The sequence below is a fragment of the Agrobacterium sp. Azo12 genome, assembly GCF_029193765.2.
Classification (GTDB): domain Bacteria; phylum Pseudomonadota; class Alphaproteobacteria; order Rhizobiales; family Rhizobiaceae; genus Agrobacterium.
On the sequence record NZ_JARFYO020000001.1, the window covers coordinates 750,203 to 765,803 of the forward strand.

A 15,601-nucleotide genomic window follows, 5' to 3' on the forward strand; every position below is an offset into this window, starting at 1 on the left:
AAGCCGGGTTCGCTGCAAGTCAGGCCATGCGCCTAAATGATTTCCATGACAGAATGATGATGCTGTTTACGTCTCGATCGTTAATGTGCGGTTTTGCCGATCAGTCGTGAGCGAATGGCGTTGGAAATGCCGTCGAACAGGAAAACCACAAACAGGATCAGCAGCACCATATAGGCAACCTTGTCCCAGTCGGCATTGGTGCCCATGGCCTCGAGCAATTTGAGGCCGATACCACCAGCACCCACGGCGCCGATGATGGTGGCAGAACGTGTGTTGCTTTCCCAGAAATACAGGGACTGTGAAATGAACACAGGCAGCACCTGTGGCACCACGCCGTAACGATTGACCACCGCAGGTGACGCACCCACCGACTTGACGCCCTCGCGCTGCTTGTCATCAACATTTTCCAGCGCCTCGGCATAAACCTTACCAAGCGCGCCAGTGTCGGTGAAAAAGATAGCCGCAATACCGGGAATTGGCCCAGGACCAAAGCTGCGGGTAAAGAACAGTGCCCAGATCAGCATATCAATGGAGCGCAGGAAATCGAAAGCGCGCTTCATGCCCCAGTTGGCAAGGCGGTTTGGCGTAATGTTGCGCGCCGCGATGAAGGCGAAGGGGAACGCGACCAGAGTACCCAGCAGGGTACCGACAAAAGCCATGACCAGCGTCTGCATCAGCTTGGACAGAATGTCCGCATGCTGCCAGACCTTGTTGTTGAGGAAATCGTCGGTCATGTTGGCGATGTTGGACTGGTTCGGATCCAGCCGTTCACCAACCGTCGCCAGCGCAATCAACTCACCAACGCTTTTGCCCCAGAATTCCGACTGCGTATCGAAGAAGAAGTTGGCCCAGCCCATGAAACGACGCTGCACGTAAACCTGGCTGTTGCGAATTTCAGCCTGACCTTCGAAACCGTAGTTGACGATGACCTTGCTTCCGTCCTGCTGGATGGCGGCAGGTGCATCAACCGGGGCAGTGACCATGTCCTGTGAGATGTTGACCGTATAAGGCGTGCCGGCAACGTAAACCTCGACCTTGTCGGTGGTAATGTCCAGCCGGTCATCCATGCTGCCATAGGTCACCGTATAGTTGCCATTCTGACCGGGGATCAACCAGTCGATGTCAGCGCCCGCCGGATACTGCCCACGGCTCGACCATTGTGGCACCACCGCGCCATCCTGGAAGCGCAGGCGCGGTTGCGCGCGCCAGGAGTACCAATCCTGAATATAGGACGATGCACGGTCCCAGCGGCCCTGCATCAGCGCGGGGCCGACGTTGAAGAATACGAAGCACAGCGCCAGATAGGACACCACGGCCCCTAGGCTGATGAGCAGGCCGTAGCGCTGCATGAAGCTCTTGTGGAACACGTGAGGGTAGGTCTTTGTCAGGCGCTCGCGCTCGGAGGCATGGATCGATGGTGTGGATTTCATCAGACTGTTCCTTGCGCGCTGTCAAATGCCTGCTGGCCAATCAGCCGGCGGCGAAGCCATGACGAAAACTGGTCCACTGCGATGATTGTGATCAGCAGCAGGATGATGATGGCGTAGGTCTTTGCAGCGTGATCGCGGCCAATGGCCAGACGGAACACCTCACCAATACCGCCACCGCCGACCGCGCCGATGATGGTGGACGCACGCACATTGATTTCAGCGCGCAGCAATGCGTAGGACACGAAGTTTGGCAGAACCTGCGGCACGATGGCGTAACGCACGCGTTCCAGCCAGTTGGCACCAGCGGCGCGCAGACCTTCATCGGGGCGCATATCGGCATTCTCGACCACTTCGAAGAACAGCTTGCCCAGCGCACCCACGGTGTGGATGGTGATGGCAACGATAGCGGCAATCGGACCGATGGACAGGATGGCGGTCAGCAGGCCGGCGACCACGATTTCCGGAAAGGCGCGCATCACTTCCATGATACGGCGCACAACCCAGCGCACAATTCCGGCACCAACCAGGTTGGTCGAGGCGAAAAAGCACAGGATGAATGCAAAGCCAGTGCCGATCAGTGTCGAAACAAGCGCGATATTCAGGGTGATGATCAGCTGATAGATGAAAAACGGAATATAGAAATTGTCCGTCACATAAACCCGGTCAGCCGTGTAGTTGTATTTGAGTGAGCCATCATCATAGGGCGATGGCAGGTCGAACATGGCGCGGAAAATTTCCAGCGGACTATCCGGCACGAATGTCTTGATGAAATCGAACAGGTAAGGAAGACGTTCAAAGAACTTGCCCGAATTTGCATTGTTCGCGAAGTTCAGCGATGCGCCGAGCGCGATCAGGAAAACGACAATCGAAATGGCCGTGTAGATCCGTCGTGTTCTCAACTGCTGCTGATAATGACGCATGACGGTGGACGCGGATTGTCCCAGCCCGCCCAGTGTCGAAGTCGTCGAATGTCCGCTCATGCTGCATCTTCCTGTTGCGAAAAAAAGCGGCGGCTTAGAAGCCGCCGCTCTGTTTTTATCCGTACCAATCAGCCGCCGATAACGGACTTACGGGCGTCGATGATGGTCTGGTAGAAGGAAGCATCAACCTTGATGTATTCCTTGTTGTCGCCCTGTGTGAACGCCTTGAAGCAAGCGTTGTCGTTCTTTGGCAGAGCCAGGAAGAAGTCTTCAACCTTCGTCTTCATTTCTTCGCCGACCTTGTTGGAAACCATCAGCGGGCCGTTAGGGATCAGAGGGGACTTCCAGACTTCGACGATATCGTCCATGTCGAGGTTGCCCTTGTTGACCATCTGGTGAAGGTTGCCACCGGTGTAGCCTTCTTCCCACTTGCCAACGCCCGAACCGAAGGTCGTGCCAACGTCGAACTTCTTGTCGAGAACGGCGAGAACGAGGTTCTCATGGCCGCCGCCGAAGCCGCTTTCAGAGAAGTATTCCTTGACGGAAGCGCCGATTTCCTTTGGCAGGGCAACGTTTGGAACAAGGTAACCAGAGGTGCTGTCAGGGTCAGCAAAGCCGATCTTCTTCCCCTTGGCGTCAGCCAGAGACTTGATACCGCTATCCTTGCGGGCAACCATGATGGAGTAGTAACCGGAAGAGCCGTCAGCCTGGGTGTAGGTAAGGATCGGGTCAACAGCGTTTGGATCTGTCAGAGCGATCTTGGCGTAGGAAGACGCGCCCATGGAAGCGATGTCGATGGTGCCGCCGAGCAGGCCCTGGATAACGCCGTTGTAGTCAGGCGATGGGAAGATCTGAACTTCGGAAACGCCGGTCGCAGCCTTCAGGCCTTCAACCAGGCACTGGGTGTTGCGGATCTGGTCGGCTTCGTTTTCAGAACCGTCGAGACCGATGCGCAGAACCTTGACGTCCTGAGCCATAGCGGCACTTGCAAGCATACCAACGGCAGTCGCCGCGAGAAGAGCTTTCTTGAACATGAGATCATCTCCTGATGTCCGGTTGCCCGGTTTTGCTGATGAGTGATGCCCTTGACGCGGGCGTAACGATACTGTGCGGTCTTCAAACCCCGGCGACAGCCAGAGGCTCCAGACCGGCAGATTGCTTTGCATCGGCTTCAAGCCGAGCTCCTGGTATGGTGATGCTGGTGGAGGTCATGCTCTCGTCGATGCCTGCCCCATGCGAATCCGTACCGTAAATTTCCTTGACGGCGGCAGCCGTGAGTTCCGAAGGTGTGCCGTCAAAAACCACACGGCCAGCCGACATGCCGATGATGCGTTCGCAATAATTGCGCGCTGTATCCAGAGTATGCAGGTTGGTCAGTACGGTAATGCCTTCGCGCTCGTTGATGTCGCGCAGCGCGTCCATCACGATCTTGGCGTTAAGCGGATCGAGCGACGCGATTGGCTCATCGGCCAGTACCATCTTTGGAGACTGCATCAGGGCGCGGGCAATCGCCACACGCTGCTGCTGACCACCGGAAAGCGTGCCTGCGGCCTGCAGGGCGACATGTTCGATGCCAAGGCGCTCAAGTGCGGAAATCGCCATGATGCGTTCGTCATGGGAAAAAATGCTGAGGAGGCTGAGCACGGTCGAACGATGGTTCAGGCGGCCCAGCATCACATTGGTCAACACGTCGAGACGTGGCACAAGGTTGAACTGCTGGAAAATCATTGCGCAGTCGCGCTGCCAGTTGCGCAGCGAGGAGCCGCGCAGGCTGGATACTTCCGTACCGTTGAAGCGGATGGAACCGTCGGTCGGATCGACCAGACGGTTGATCATGCGCAGCAGCGTGGACTTGCCGGCGCCCGAACGTCCGATGACGCCGACCATCTGTCCTTGAGGAATTTCCACGTTCACGGCATTTACAGCAACGTGATTGCCGAACCGGCGTGTGACGTGTTGAAGTTCAAGGCTCATTGTCTGTCCCGTACGCTATTGCTTCGGGACTTGGACCTAACACCACCCTGTGAAGCGGAAGTGTCAGTTTGGTGAAGAAATTGTTACAAACGCCAGATCAGCCCGCCGCGCGGTACTCATATCGATCAACGAACGATTGCGCATCCATCGAACGAAAATCCTCAAGCGCTGACCGAAGCGTCTGGTGGTCCCAGTTCCACCATGCCAGGCGGTCCATGCGCTCACCCAGTTCCTGTGAAAAACGCTCGCGGATCGGTTTGGCCGGAATACCACCGACGATGGTGTAGGGTGCGACATCCTTGGACACCACGGCACCCGCACCAATCACCGCGCCATTGCCGATTTTGACACCGGGCAGCACGGTAACACCGTGACCAATCCAGACATCATGGCCGATGACGACGCGCCGTTGTCGCCGGGCTTCAAAGAATTCCGTTTCGTCTTCGGCATCGTCCCAGTAACTGGCGGCGCGGTAGGTAAAATGGTGCAGCGTGGCGCGTTCCACCGGATGGTTGGTGGCGTTGATACGCACCGAGGCGGCAATATTGGCAAAGCGGCCAATTGTTGCGCACCAGATTGCGCCGTCCTGCATCACATAGGAGTAGTCGCCCATCTCCACTTCATGGATGCGGCAGCGTTCGGATATTTCCGTGTAGCGACCAATGGTCGAATTCTGTACATCGGCCGTCGGGTGGATAACGGGTTGAAGACCGACCTTTACACTCATGCTGCAATCTTTCTCGGTGAGAATTGGGCCACGTCAATGATGCGGTCGGCAACCGCTTCACGCACTTCTTCGTCATGGAAAATGCCGAGCAGTGCGACGCCCTGCTGTTTCTTCTTCTGGATCATGTCGATGACAACGCGGCGGTTGCGTGCATCGAGTGAAGCCGTCGGTTCGTCCAGCAGCAAGATGGAATGGTCGGTAATGAAGCCGCGGGCAATGTTGACGCGCTGTTGCTCACCACCGGAGAAGGTGGCAGGTGGCAACAACCACAATGCCTCTGGCAGATTGAGGGCGCACAGCAGTGCCCGTGCCCGTTCACGTGCATCTTCCAATGGTACCTGTCTTGCCAGCAATGGTTCGGCAACAACGTCGAGTGCGGAAACACGCGGCACGGTACGCAGGAACTGGCTGACATAGCCGATGGTGCTTTTGCGCACCTCCAGCACGGTGCGTGGCGGTGCAATGGCAATATCGATCACCCGGCCTTGATGGCTGATCAGGATCTGCCCGCTGTCGATGGCATAGTTGCCGTAGAGCATTTTCAGGATCGAGCTTTTGCCGATACCGGATGGCCCCCCCAGCACGGCACATTCGCCGGTGGCGACTGAAAAATTGACATTCTCGACCACGGGCAGAACGATGCCGTCGCGAAGATGCATGGTGAAGCTTTTGAAGACTTCTGAAACCACGAGAGGCGTTGTCATGAGAGTATGCCTTTCAGACTTGCAGGATCGAGGAAACGAGCAATTGTGTGTAGGGCTGGCGAGGGTCATCCAGCACACGGTCCGTCAAACCATGTTCGATGACGTGGCCATCCTTCATCACCATCATGCGATGTGACAGGAGGCGTGCAACCGCCAGGTCGTGAGTAACAACGATAACCGCAAGCCCGAGATCGTTGACCAGTCCGCGAACCAGATCGAGCAGACGGGCCTGCACCGACACATCCAGACCACCGGTTGGTTCATCCATGAACACAAGACGTGGCGAGGTCACGAGATTGCGGGCAATCTGCAGTCGCTGGCGCATGCCGCCAGAAAAGGCGCGAGGCTGGTCGTCAATGCGATCAATGCCGATTTCTACCCGTTGCAGCCAGTCCGACGCCGTATCGCGGATGTTGCCGTAGTGGCGTGCGCCAACCGCCATCAGCCGCTCGCCGACATTGCCTCCAGCCGAAACGGTCATTCGCAGGCCATCGGCAGGGTTCTGGTGCACGAAACCCCAGTCGGTACGCATCAGCAGGCGGCGTTCTGCTTCGTCGATGTGGTAGAGATTGCGGGTCACATCGTCGCGCATGCGATATTCAACTGTGCCGGCGGTCGGCAGAAGGCGCGTCGAGATACAGTTGAGCAATGTCGTCTTGCCCGAACCGGATTCACCGACGATGGCCAGCACTTCACCGGGCCACAGTTCGAAAGACACATCCTTGCAGCCAATCCGGCCGCCGTAAAACTTGGAGACATTGCTGACTTTCAGCAAAGGCGTTTCGCTGTTCATTCCGCTGCCTCCGGCATGTCTGGTGAAAGGTGACCGCGATGGCCGTGTTCACGACGGTCCTCGCAGTGGTCGGTATCCGAGCAGACGAACATACGTCCGCCCGCATCATCCAGAATGACTTCATCCAGATAGACATTGTCAGCGCCGCACAGCGCGCAGGGCTTGTCGAATGTCTGGATCTCAAACGGGTGGTCGTCGAAATCGAGGCTGACAACCTCGGTATAGGGCGGGACCGCGTAAATGCGTTTTTCACGACCGGCACCAAACAGCTGCAAGGCATCGGACATGTGCATTTTCGGATTGTCGAACTTTGGTGTCGGAGACGGGTCCATGACGTAACGGCCGGCAACCTTCACCGGATAGGCATAGGTGCGGGAAATACGGCCATTATGGGCAATGTCTTCATACAGACGTACATGCATGAGACCATATTCTTCGAGCGCATGCATGACACGGGTTTCCGTTTCACGCGGCTCAAGGAAACGCAACGGTTCGGGAATCGGTACCTGATAGACGAGCACCTGACCTGCCGTCAGTTTTTCCTCGGGAATGCGGTGACGGGTCTGGATGATCGTTGCTTCACTGGTATGGGTGGTGACAGCGACATTGGCCACCTTCTGGAAGAAGGCGCGGATGGAAACCGCATTGGTGGTGTCGTCTGCTCCCTGGTCGATAACTTTCAGCGTATCGTCCAGTCCGATGATGGCGGCTGTTACCTGCACACCACCGGTGCCCCAGCCGTAAGGCATGGGCATTTCGCGCGATGCAAACGGTACCTGATAACCCGGCACGGCGATGGCTTTGAGAATAGCGCGGCGGATCATTCGCTTGGTCTGTTCATCCAGATAAGCGAAATTGTAACCGGCCAAATCATCCTTGAATGAAACTTCAGGCGGCATTGTGCGTTATCCCTTCATGTAAAAGGAGTACAAGCTCATGGATACTGGCATTCTGATTGGTTTGTTCTTTGCACTGTTCATTGCGCTGAACATTGTTTGTGCAGTTTGGTATGCGGAAAGCCTGCGTAGCAGGAACAAGCTCATTCAGCAGCATCGGCAATACTTTCCATAATATTGGCAGCCACGCTGTTTTTTGACGCTTGATAGTCGGAGCGCATTTTTCGCACCAACGCGAGTTCCGCCTGAAAATCCACGTAATGCGGCAGCTTGAGGTGCTCGACAAAGCCGGTTGCCTGAACATTGTCCGCGTGGGAAATGACGAATTCCTCATCCTGCGCGGGGGCAGTGATATCCTCGCCAAATTCCTCGGCGCGAAGCGCGCGGTCCACCAGTGACATAGACATGGCTTTGCGCTCGCTCTGGCCAAACACCAGCCCATAACCGCGGGTAAACTGCGGTGGCGCCTTGGACGAACCCTTGAACTGGTTGACCATCTGGCATTCCGTGACGCGGATTTCTCCAAGCGAGACAGCAAAGCCCAATTCCGGCACGTCGATTTCCACTTCGACTTCGCCGATACGCACCTCACCCACAAACGGGTGGTTACGGCCGTAGCCACGCTGCGTGGAGTAGGCGAGTGCGAGCAGAAAACCCTCATCGCCACGTGCCAGCGATTGCAGACGCAAGTCGCGCGGCATCGGGAATTCCATCGGCTCGCGCGTCAGGTCACCGGCCTTATGATCCAATGGCATTTCGCCATCGGTTTCAATCAGGCCTTCGGCTGCCAGAATGTCGGATACTTTAGAAACAGGGTCGATGCCATCGCTTTCGAGCGCCGCTTCTTCAACAAAGCCGTCTTCCAGCAGCGATGGGTCAAGCAGACGGTGCGTATAGTCGAAGGTTGGGCCAAGCAACTGACCACCGGGCAAATCCTTATAGGTGGCGGAAACGCGGCGTTCGACCCGCATAGTGCCCGTCTCAATCGGCTTTGATGTGCCGAAGCGCGGTAGTGTCGTGCGGTAAGCGCGCAGCAGGAAGATCGCCTCGATCATGTCGCCGCGCGATTGTTTGATGGCCAGTGCTGCAAGTGCAGTATCGTGAAGCGAAGCTTCGGCCATAACGCGGTCAACCGCGAGGCCAAGCTGCGCAACGATCTGCTCAATGGTCAATGCTGGCAAGGAACGGTCGCCGCGACGACGGTCGGCCAGCAGACGATGGGCATTGGCAATGGCGGTCTCTCCGCCTTTGACGGCAACATACATCGATCAATTCTCCATCAGGTCTATGCGCGTGCTGCGCGGCAGGCAGAGGAAACTGTCACCACTTGTCAGGATGACATCGATACCGCGTGGAAAGGCCAGTCGGTTTTCCGCCCACATATGCAGAAACGCCTGCGGCAATCCTTGCGGTGCAATCTGGCGCTCGTCGCGAATACCGGGACCGGTCAACCGAAAAGGTGAACCACCGATAAGCGCCGCAACCTCGATCAACACTGTCGTCGAGCGGTCTGGATATTCCTGCGTGCCGACTGAAAACAAGCCAAGCGAGGTCAGGGCCGCGCCTGCTTCAAACACCGCGAAACGGGCTCCACTTTTGTCGGTTTCCAGTTCGGCACCGGTATGGAAGGAAAGCCAGCCGGGAACGCCTGACCTGGCCAGCTCACCGTTCATCCAGAATGGCGTGTCGTGGTCGCAAAGCGTCAGCAACACGGCACCTGCGGCCTTGCCCAGCGGTGCTGGCGGTTTGACACGGGCGTCAGCCACATGAATGGTTCCGGGCTGCGCCATGCCATCCATCAGCTTGCGAAACACGCCCTGGGATTCAAAAACGGGATCGGCAAAACCGCCCGACAAAATATCGCCCTTGTGGTCCATCAGTCGTCTCCCCGAACCATGGTGAAGAAATTGACGCGCGTTGCCGCGGTCTCCTGTTTCTTTTGGTTGGCGGTGGCCTGAAGGCGCTGTTCAACCGGCGACAGCAGATTGGCTTCAATCATGTCCCGCGTCGCCGGTTCCTGCCAAAGGGCGTCGAAGATCGCGGAAACCCAGGCCTTCTTTTTGTTGGTGCCAAGTGCATGTGCGTGACCGACCGTGCCGGAGGCCAGGCGGATCGTGGCACGTGTCATGGTTGCTTCACCAAGGTTGAATGCATCGCCACCGCCACCAATGCGGCCGCGTACCATGACGAGGCCGGTTTCCGGCCCACGCACCTTTTCAGCTTCGGGCGACTGTTCCAGTCCGCCCCACACGCTCATCAGTTCTTCCATGCTGGCGCGTGCAAGCAGGGCTGCGACCCGCTGACGACCTTCAATCGATGGTATGTTCTTTGTTTGCATCTTATCCTCAAATGTCTATTGATATAGACAACCATACAAGATAGGATATTGCTATCCGAATGACATGACAAGCGTGTGACATATGACTGTAACGGCCTCGATGGGCGCCAATGTGCGCAGGAAAAACGGCGTCGCTCTCTGGCGGCAGATTGCCGACCGCATTCGGCAATCTATTCTGGCCGGTGAGTATGATGAAGCTGGCATGCTTCCCCCTGAAATGGTGCTGTCTGAAACCTTCAGCGTCAACCGGCACACGGTACGTAGCGCCATCTCGGCCTTGGCGGATGAGGGGATCGTTCAGCCACTGCAAGGTCGTGGCACGATGATTGTGCGCAAGGATCGGCTGAGTTTCCCGATTTCAAAACGAACCCGCTTTTCCGAAGGGGTTGGCGATCAGGTTCGCGAAATGCAGGGGCTGCTGTTGTCGTCATCAATTGAGACGGCACCAATCGAAGTTGCCCGACAACTGGGACTGGTGCAGGGTGCGGCCGTCATCTGTCTCGAACTGTTGCGCAAGGCCGACCGTCGCCCGGTATCACGCTCCACCACCTGGTTTCCTGCCGGCCGGTTTGAAGGCATTGCCGCAGCCTACGAAAAAAGCGGATCGATTACTGCGGCTTTCAAGGCGGTGGGCCTCAATGACTATATGCGCGCCTCGACAAAGATTTCTGCCATGCATGCCAGCGCCGATGATCTCGCCGCACTTGAGCTTTCACCGGGGGCGATCCTTTTGGTGACGCATGCGCTGAACACCGATCTGGATGGCAAACCTGTGCAATATGCCATCAGCCGTTTTCCGGCAGACACGGTGGAATTCCGGATGGAGAACTGATTTTCAGGACTTACACATTCAACGATGTCACATAAAAAAGGTCGGAGCGCAGAACGCTCCGACCTTTTCAATTGCGTGTTGCCAGGACTTAATGCGCGGCGGACATGTCGCCGAGAACGTCCTTGGAGATAACGGTGGAATCCGCTTTCAGCTTGTAAACCATCGGCACACCGGTCGCGAGGTTGAGCTTGAGGATCTCTTCCTTGCTCAGGCGGTCCAGAACCATCACCAGCGAACGCAGCGAATTGCCGTGAGCGGCAACCAGCACGTTTTCACCACGCAGCACGCGCGGCAGAATTTCGGTGAGGTAATAAGGCCAGACGCGCGCACCCGTGTCGCGCAGGCTTTCGCCACCAGGAGGTGGTACGTCATAGGAACGGCGCCAAATATGAACCTGTTCTTCGCCCCACTTTTCGCGGGCGTCGTCCTTATTCAGGCCCGAGAGATCGCCATAGTCGCGCTCGTTCAGCGCCTGGTCGCGGATCGTTGTCAGGTCAGGCTGGCCAACATTGTTGAGAACGATCTGGCAGGTCTTCTGCGCACGAGTCAGGTCCGACGTAAAAGCTATGTCGAACTTAATGCCGTAATCTGCCAGTGCCTTGCCACCTGCATTGGCTTCCTGCACGCCAAGCTCGGTCAGGTCGGGGTCACGCCAGCCCGTGAAAAGGTTCTTCAGGTTCCAGTCGCTCTGGCCGTGGCGAACAAGCACGAGAGTTCCGCTCATAGTCAATTCCCTCCGTAAAAATGAAAATTATCAGGCTTCAGACAGCCCCAAAACATCAAGCATCGAATAAAGACCGGGCCTCTGGCCGCGTGCCCATATGGCTGCTGCCAGTGCGCCGCGTGCAAAAATCGAACGGTCGCCGGCATAATGCGACAGCGTTACACGCTCGCCTTCGCCGGCAAAAATCACTGAGTGGTCGCCAATAACCGAACCGCCGCGCAGCGCTGCAAAACCGATCGTGCCTTCGACGCGTGCACCGGTATGGCCGTCACGCACCCGCACCGACGATGATGCCAGATCGATACCACGACCTATTGCTGCTTCATTACCCAGAAGCAATGCGGTACCGGATGGCGCGTCGACCTTGTGTTTGTGGTGCATTTCAACCACCTCAATGTCCCAGGCATTGGCAGGCAAAGCCTTTGCCGTCTGGCGGGCCAGCACACCGAGAAGATTAACACCAAGGCTCATATTGCCTGACTTGACGACGCGGGCATGACGGGCCGCTGCTTCAAACTTGGCCTCGTCTTCCGGCGAGCAACCGGTGGTGCCGATCACGTGCACGATACGAGCCTGTGCTGCAAGTGCAGCAAAGGTGACGCTTGAGGCAGGGGAGGTAAAATCGATAACGCCTTCTGCATTCACGAATGCTTCCAGCGGATCGCTGGTGATCGCAACACCGTTCACGCCTAAGCCGGCAATTTCACCGGCATCCTTGCCGATGAAGGCAGAGGTTTCGCGTTCAATGGCAGCATGCAGCGTGACACCCGGGGTCTCGTGAATAAGACGGATCAGGGTTTGTCCCATACGACCGGCAGCGCCGACCACCACCAGTTTCATGTCGTTGCTGCTCATGCGTCAGTTCACTCTTCTGCAGATGACTTCAGACCGCTGCCGGTCGATTGAAGATTATTGAGGTGAGCGTAAAGCCCGTTTTCCTGCTTCGCAAGCTCTTCATGCGTGCCTTGCTCAAGCACTTGGCCGTCATGCATCACAACGATCTTGTCGGCTCGGACAACGGTGGAAAGTCGGTGGGCAATCACGATGACGGTGCGTCCGTTCATCGTCGTTTCCAAGGCTTTCTGCACGTAGGATTCCGATTCCGTGTCCAGCGCCGAGGTCGCCTCATCGAGAAGCAGGATCGCCGCGTTGCGAACCAGCGCACGGGCAATTGACAGACGCTGGCGCTGGCCGCCGGAAAGGCTCATGCCATTTTCACCAACCGGTGTGTCATACCCCATCGGCTGAGCCATGATGAAATCATGCGCATAGGCCTGTCTTGCCGCATCTTCAATCTCGGCATCAGTCGCATCGGGGCGGCCATAACGGATATTGTCGCGAATGGTGCCTTCAAACAGATAAGGTTGCTGCGAAACATAAGCGATGTGGTGGCGCAGCGATGCCTTTTTCACATCGGCAATATTCTGCCCATCAACCAGAATTTCACCCTCCAGCGGGTCGTAAAACCGTGGGATGAGGCTGATGATGGTCGACTTGCCAGCGCCTGAAGGACCAACCAGCGCGGTAGTCTTCCCACCTTCCGCCACGAAGGACACGTTACGGAGAATGGAATTTTCCTTGTTGTAACCGAACGACACGTTGCGCAGCTCGATTGTCGCATTTGCAACCGTCAGCTCACCGGCATCAGGCTTGTCCCGCTGCAGCGGCTGCAAATCCAAGAGCTCGTAGATCATACGGGCGTTGACAGTTGCCTGTTCCATCTGGACCTGCAGGCGAGCCAGACGGCGGGCTGGGTCGTACGCCATCAGCAGCGCGGTGACGAAGGAGAAAAATGCACCGGGTGCAACGCCGCCGTAAATCGACCGGAAGGCGGCATAGGCCAGCACGCTCGAAATCGCCAGACCGGCAAATGTTTCGGTCAGAGGTGCAGTCCGTTCGGTCAGCCGGGCAATGCGGTTCGCGCGCCCTTCAGCCGATTTGATGACCTCGTTGACCTTCTCTTCCAGCTGCTTTTCCATCGTGAAGGCTTTGACGATGGCCATGCCCTGAATGGTTTCCTGCGTCGCGCCCAGAACGCGGCTGTTGAGCACGATGGCGTCACGCGTGGCACTGCGCAGGCGTTTGGAAATGTAACGAAGACCAATCAGCAGCGGTGGTGCAACCACCAGAATGACCAGCGAAAGCAGGGCATCCTTGGATACCATGACGCCGATCAGCGCGATTAGCGTCAGCAGGTCACGGGCAATCGAGGTGACCGTCAGGTTGAGAACATCACGCACGCCGCTGACATTCTGGGTGATCTGTGCGGCAAGATGCGCCGAACGGGCTTCGTTGAAAAAACCGACTGAAAGCGTCATCAGGTGCGAATAGATACGCTTCTGATACCCGGCGACAATGTTGTTGCCGATCTTTGACAGCAGCACTGACTGGCCATAGGTCGCAAAACCGCGCAGCACGAAAGCGGCGAAAATGCTGGAGCATATGATGATGACGAGGTCGGCACGCTTGTTGGCGAAGGCTTCGTTGATCACCGATTCCATGATCCAGGCCGTAAAAGCCGTCGTTGCTGCCACCACTAGCAGGCAGGAAATGGCAAGAATGTAATTGCGCAAATGCGCACGGCCATTTTCAGCAATAATACGTTTCAGGATTCCCGAAACCTTTTCGGAATCCATCGGCTTTTTTGTGCGTACGGTAGAGTTCAAACGCTGATCTGCCCTGTTAGTGTGCGGCCTCCCGCTTTTGAGGCGGTTCTATAACCAGTCGAGGTGCTTTTGGCCATAGACAAGTTAATGCGCCGTCACACCACCCAGCGCCGTCCTTCAAGCGTAAGGCCATAGTTTTCAGGCGAACGAGCAAAGGTCGCAAGCCCTGCGAGTGCAGCCTGCGAATGAGTTACCACGTAGGTAGGGATCGTCGATAGCAGGGCGCTGTGTGGTGCCTTGTCTTCAAAGGCTGCGCGGAACTCTCCCTGTTTAAGGGCCGGGATGATTTTCTGGGAAATACCACCAGCCAGATAAACGCCACCGCGCGCCATGAAGATCAGCGCAAGGTCACCTGCCAGGCGGCCGAGATAGGTGCTGAACAGGGTCAATGTTTCGGCAGCCTGTGTGTCGTCACCAGCCAGGCCATGCGAGGTGATGTCAGCCGGGTCCTTGAAGGCGGGCTTGACGCCATCAGCAGCGCAAACCGCGTTATAGAGGTAAACCAGCCCGCGGCCGCACAGGATCTGCTCGCCAGAAATGCGTCCCTCGATGGGCTCGAGATGTGGGAAAACCTGGAAATCGCGCTCGCTTCTTGGGCCAATGTCGACATGGCCGCCTTCACCGGGAACCGGGAACCACATGTTGCGGGCATGGACGAGGCCGGCAACGCCGAGCCCGGTGCCAGGGCCAAGCACAACACGCGAGGCGATCATGTCCTTGTTGTCAGGGCCGATAAGGTCGCGGTTTTCATTATCGAGCGCCGAAATCGCCAGCGCCTGCGCTTCAAAGTCATTAATGACGATGATGTCTTCAAGGCCAAGCTTTTCCAGCATCTGCTGAGGGCGCACCACCCAGTCGCAATTGGTCAGTGGAATTTCATCGCTTTCGATAGGACCAGCGACAGCCAGAATGGCCGAACGCGGCTGCACTGAGGTCTTGTCGAGGATCGATGTCTGGATTGCGTCATCAATGGTGGCGAAGTCGGCGGTCTTGACGCTGACGAACTGCCGAGGTTCTGCAAAGGCATCCAGGAGGATGGAAAAACGGGCATTGGTGCCGCCAATATCACCGATCAGAATAGGAAACGGGAGATGATCTTTTTCGATATTTTTTGACATGGATGCTCTCACCGTGGAATTTGAAACAGGGAGTGACCGGAAACGAATTTAATTAAAGCTGGAAATCGACCAGTTTTTCCGCAGTCGCCCGATTGAGCGCCATGGGAATGTCGTAGACGGTTGCAAGTCGCGTCAACGCTTTTACATCGACATCATGAGGCATTGATGTCAGTGGATCGACAAAGAAAATCAGCATATGCACTTCACCTTGCGCAATCATCGCGCCGATCTGTTGGTCGCCGCCGAGGGGACCGCTCTTCAGACGCGTGACGTTGAGGTCAGGGCAGGCATCCTGCACGCGGCCGCCGGTGGTACCGGTGGCGACAATGCGCCATTTGGCCAGAGACGCGCTGTGCTGGCGGGCAAAATCCGCCATGTCGTCCTTTTTCTGATCGTGGGCAATCAGGGCGATGCACTGTTCGGATGCCATGCCATCAACTTTCATGTCATGAATTCAATCGATTTGATTTCTTCTATAA

The 15,601-nt window shown here is 56.7% G+C and carries 17 protein-coding genes; 1 reads left to right on the forward strand and 16 read right to left on the reverse strand.

Annotated features, from left to right (window positions below; all coding sequences use genetic code 11):
- Positions 1–80: 80 nt before the first annotated feature.
- The 11 genes from phnE (PYL13_RS03380) to phnG all read right to left on the reverse strand — a co-directional run bounded on the left by phnE (PYL13_RS03380) (position 81) and on the right by phnG (position 9,782).
- Positions 81–1,430 carry a phosphonate ABC transporter, permease protein PhnE gene (phnE, locus tag PYL13_RS03380; protein WP_275640490.1) on the reverse strand — a complete coding sequence of 450 codons (1,350 nt, stop codon included), beginning with the start codon at positions 1,428–1,430 and terminating at the stop codon, positions 81–83.
- Complete coding sequence (gene phnE / locus PYL13_RS03385) at positions 1,430–2,350, reverse strand: phosphonate ABC transporter, permease protein PhnE (RefSeq protein WP_192487822.1); 921 nt, start codon at positions 2,348–2,350, stop codon at positions 1,430–1,432. The genes phnE (PYL13_RS03380) and phnE (PYL13_RS03385) overlap by 1 nt, the downstream gene beginning before the upstream one ends.
- A 128-nt stretch (positions 2,351–2,478) precedes the next feature.
- Positions 2,479–3,384: a phosphonate ABC transporter substrate-binding protein gene (gene phnD, locus PYL13_RS03390; RefSeq protein ID WP_192486867.1), complete on the reverse strand. Its 906-nt coding sequence runs from the start codon at positions 3,382–3,384 to the stop codon at positions 2,479–2,481.
- An 82-nt stretch (positions 3,385–3,466) separates the two neighbouring features.
- Positions 3,467–4,324: a phosphonate ABC transporter ATP-binding protein gene (phnC, locus tag PYL13_RS03395; protein ID WP_192486868.1), complete on the reverse strand. Its 858-nt coding sequence runs from the start codon at positions 4,322–4,324 to the stop codon at positions 3,467–3,469.
- 97 nt (positions 4,325–4,421) lie between these two features.
- Entirely contained in the window at positions 4,422–5,051 is a 630-nt protein-coding gene (locus PYL13_RS03400) for a transferase hexapeptide repeat family protein (protein WP_275640491.1), read from the reverse strand.
- A complete protein-coding gene (phnL, locus tag PYL13_RS03405) occupies positions 5,048–5,755 on the reverse strand; it encodes a phosphonate C-P lyase system protein PhnL (protein WP_275640492.1) in 708 nt (235 codons plus the stop codon). Before phnL ends, PYL13_RS03400 begins: the two co-directional genes overlap by 4 nt.
- Positions 5,756–5,768: 13 nt before the next feature.
- On the reverse strand, positions 5,769–6,548 hold the full coding sequence (gene phnK / locus PYL13_RS03410; RefSeq protein WP_275640493.1) for a phosphonate C-P lyase system protein PhnK: 780 nt from the start codon (positions 6,546–6,548) through the stop codon (positions 5,769–5,771).
- Positions 6,545–7,447 (reverse strand): alpha-D-ribose 1-methylphosphonate 5-phosphate C-P-lyase PhnJ, encoded by a 903-nt coding sequence (locus PYL13_RS03415; RefSeq protein WP_192486872.1) that lies wholly within the window; start codon positions 7,445–7,447, stop codon positions 6,545–6,547. The genes phnK and PYL13_RS03415 overlap by 4 nt, the downstream gene beginning before the upstream one ends.
- 140 nt (positions 7,448–7,587) lie before the next feature.
- On the reverse strand, positions 7,588–8,709 hold the full coding sequence (locus tag PYL13_RS03420) for a carbon-phosphorus lyase complex subunit PhnI (protein ID WP_275640494.1): 1,122 nt from the start codon (positions 8,707–8,709) through the stop codon (positions 7,588–7,590).
- Between the two features lie 3 nt (positions 8,710–8,712).
- A complete protein-coding gene (gene phnH / locus PYL13_RS03425) occupies positions 8,713–9,321 on the reverse strand; it encodes a phosphonate C-P lyase system protein PhnH (RefSeq protein ID WP_275640495.1) in 609 nt (202 codons plus the stop codon).
- Positions 9,321–9,782 carry a phosphonate C-P lyase system protein PhnG gene (gene phnG / locus PYL13_RS03430; RefSeq protein WP_250983478.1) on the reverse strand — a complete coding sequence of 154 codons (462 nt, stop codon included), beginning with the start codon at positions 9,780–9,782 and terminating at the stop codon, positions 9,321–9,323. The genes phnH and phnG overlap by 1 nt, the downstream gene beginning before the upstream one ends.
- A gap of 100 nt (positions 9,783–9,882) precedes the next feature.
- Between phnG and phnF the strand changes: the two genes are divergently transcribed.
- The gene (gene phnF, locus PYL13_RS03435) at positions 9,883–10,614 is read left to right on the forward strand and encodes a phosphonate metabolism transcriptional regulator PhnF (RefSeq protein ID WP_275641362.1); all 732 of its coding nucleotides are present in this window, start codon (positions 9,883–9,885) and stop codon (positions 10,612–10,614) included.
- An 88-nt stretch (positions 10,615–10,702) separates the two neighbouring features.
- Here the strand turns inward: phnF and PYL13_RS03440 are convergent, their stop codons facing one another.
- The 5 genes from PYL13_RS03440 to PYL13_RS03460 all read right to left on the reverse strand — a co-directional run bounded on the left by PYL13_RS03440 (position 10,703) and on the right by PYL13_RS03460 (position 15,552).
- On the reverse strand, positions 10,703–11,338 hold the full coding sequence (locus tag PYL13_RS03440) for a 2,3-bisphosphoglycerate-dependent phosphoglycerate mutase (protein ID WP_259147682.1): 636 nt from the start codon (positions 11,336–11,338) through the stop codon (positions 10,703–10,705).
- Between the two features lie 30 nt (positions 11,339–11,368).
- On the reverse strand, positions 11,369–12,193 hold the full coding sequence (gene dapB / locus PYL13_RS03445; RefSeq protein ID WP_275640496.1) for a 4-hydroxy-tetrahydrodipicolinate reductase: 825 nt from the start codon (positions 12,191–12,193) through the stop codon (positions 11,369–11,371).
- A gap of 8 nt (positions 12,194–12,201) precedes the next feature.
- A complete protein-coding gene (locus PYL13_RS03450) occupies positions 12,202–13,974 on the reverse strand; it encodes an ABC transporter ATP-binding protein (protein ID WP_409515567.1) in 1,773 nt (590 codons plus the stop codon).
- Positions 13,975–14,099: 125 nt separating this feature from the next.
- Positions 14,100–15,122, reverse strand: coding sequence for a glucokinase (locus PYL13_RS03455; RefSeq protein ID WP_275640498.1), 1,023 nt, complete (start codon positions 15,120–15,122; stop codon positions 14,100–14,102).
- 52 nt (positions 15,123–15,174) lie between these two features.
- Complete coding sequence (locus PYL13_RS03460) at positions 15,175–15,552, reverse strand: methylglyoxal synthase (RefSeq protein WP_192486880.1); 378 nt, start codon at positions 15,550–15,552, stop codon at positions 15,175–15,177.
- Positions 15,553–15,601 lie beyond the last annotated feature (49 nt).

Excerpts from the sequence above, each read along its gene's own strand:
- phnE (WP_275640490.1), bottom strand. The coding sequence starts at position 1,430 with ATGAAATCCACACCATCGATCCATGCCTCCGAGCGCGAGCGCCTGACA.
- phnE (WP_192487822.1), bottom strand. The coding sequence starts at position 2,350 with ATGCGTCATTATCAGCAGCAGTTGAGAACACGACGGATCTACACGGCC.
- phnD (WP_192486867.1), bottom strand. The coding sequence starts at position 3,384 with ATGTTCAAGAAAGCTCTTCTCGCGGCGACTGCCGTTGGTATGCTTGCA.
- phnC (WP_192486868.1), bottom strand. The coding sequence starts at position 4,324 with ATGAGCCTTGAACTTCAACACGTCACACGCCGGTTCGGCAATCACGTT.
- PYL13_RS03400 (WP_275640491.1), bottom strand. The coding sequence starts at position 5,051 with ATGAGTGTAAAGGTCGGTCTTCAACCCGTTATCCACCCGACGGCCGAT.
- phnL (WP_275640492.1), bottom strand. The coding sequence starts at position 5,755 with ATGACAACGCCTCTCGTGGTTTCAGAAGTCTTCAAAAGCTTCACCATG.
- phnK (WP_275640493.1), bottom strand. The coding sequence starts at position 6,548 with ATGAACAGCGAAACGCCTTTGCTGAAAGTCAGCAATGTCTCCAAGTTT.
- PYL13_RS03415 (WP_192486872.1), bottom strand. The coding sequence starts at position 7,447 with ATGCCGCCTGAAGTTTCATTCAAGGATGATTTGGCCGGTTACAATTTC.
- PYL13_RS03420 (WP_275640494.1), bottom strand. The coding sequence starts at position 8,709 with ATGTATGTTGCCGTCAAAGGCGGAGAGACCGCCATTGCCAATGCCCAT.
- phnH (WP_275640495.1), bottom strand. The coding sequence starts at position 9,321 with ATGGACCACAAGGGCGATATTTTGTCGGGCGGTTTTGCCGATCCCGTT.
- phnG (WP_250983478.1), bottom strand. The coding sequence starts at position 9,782 with ATGCAAACAAAGAACATACCATCGATTGAAGGTCGTCAGCGGGTCGCA.
- phnF (WP_275641362.1), top strand. The coding sequence starts at position 9,883 with ATGGGCGCCAATGTGCGCAGGAAAAACGGCGTCGCTCTCTGGCGGCAG.
- PYL13_RS03440 (WP_259147682.1), bottom strand. The coding sequence starts at position 11,338 with ATGAGCGGAACTCTCGTGCTTGTTCGCCACGGCCAGAGCGACTGGAAC.
- dapB (WP_275640496.1), bottom strand. The coding sequence starts at position 12,193 with ATGAGCAGCAACGACATGAAACTGGTGGTGGTCGGCGCTGCCGGTCGT.
- PYL13_RS03450 (WP_409515567.1), bottom strand. The coding sequence starts at position 13,974 with ATGGATTCCGAAAAGGTTTCGGGAATCCTGAAACGTATTATTGCTGAA.
- PYL13_RS03455 (WP_275640498.1), bottom strand. The coding sequence starts at position 15,122 with ATGTCAAAAAATATCGAAAAAGATCATCTCCCGTTTCCTATTCTGATC.
- PYL13_RS03460 (WP_192486880.1), bottom strand. The coding sequence starts at position 15,552 with ATGGCATCCGAACAGTGCATCGCCCTGATTGCCCACGATCAGAAAAAG.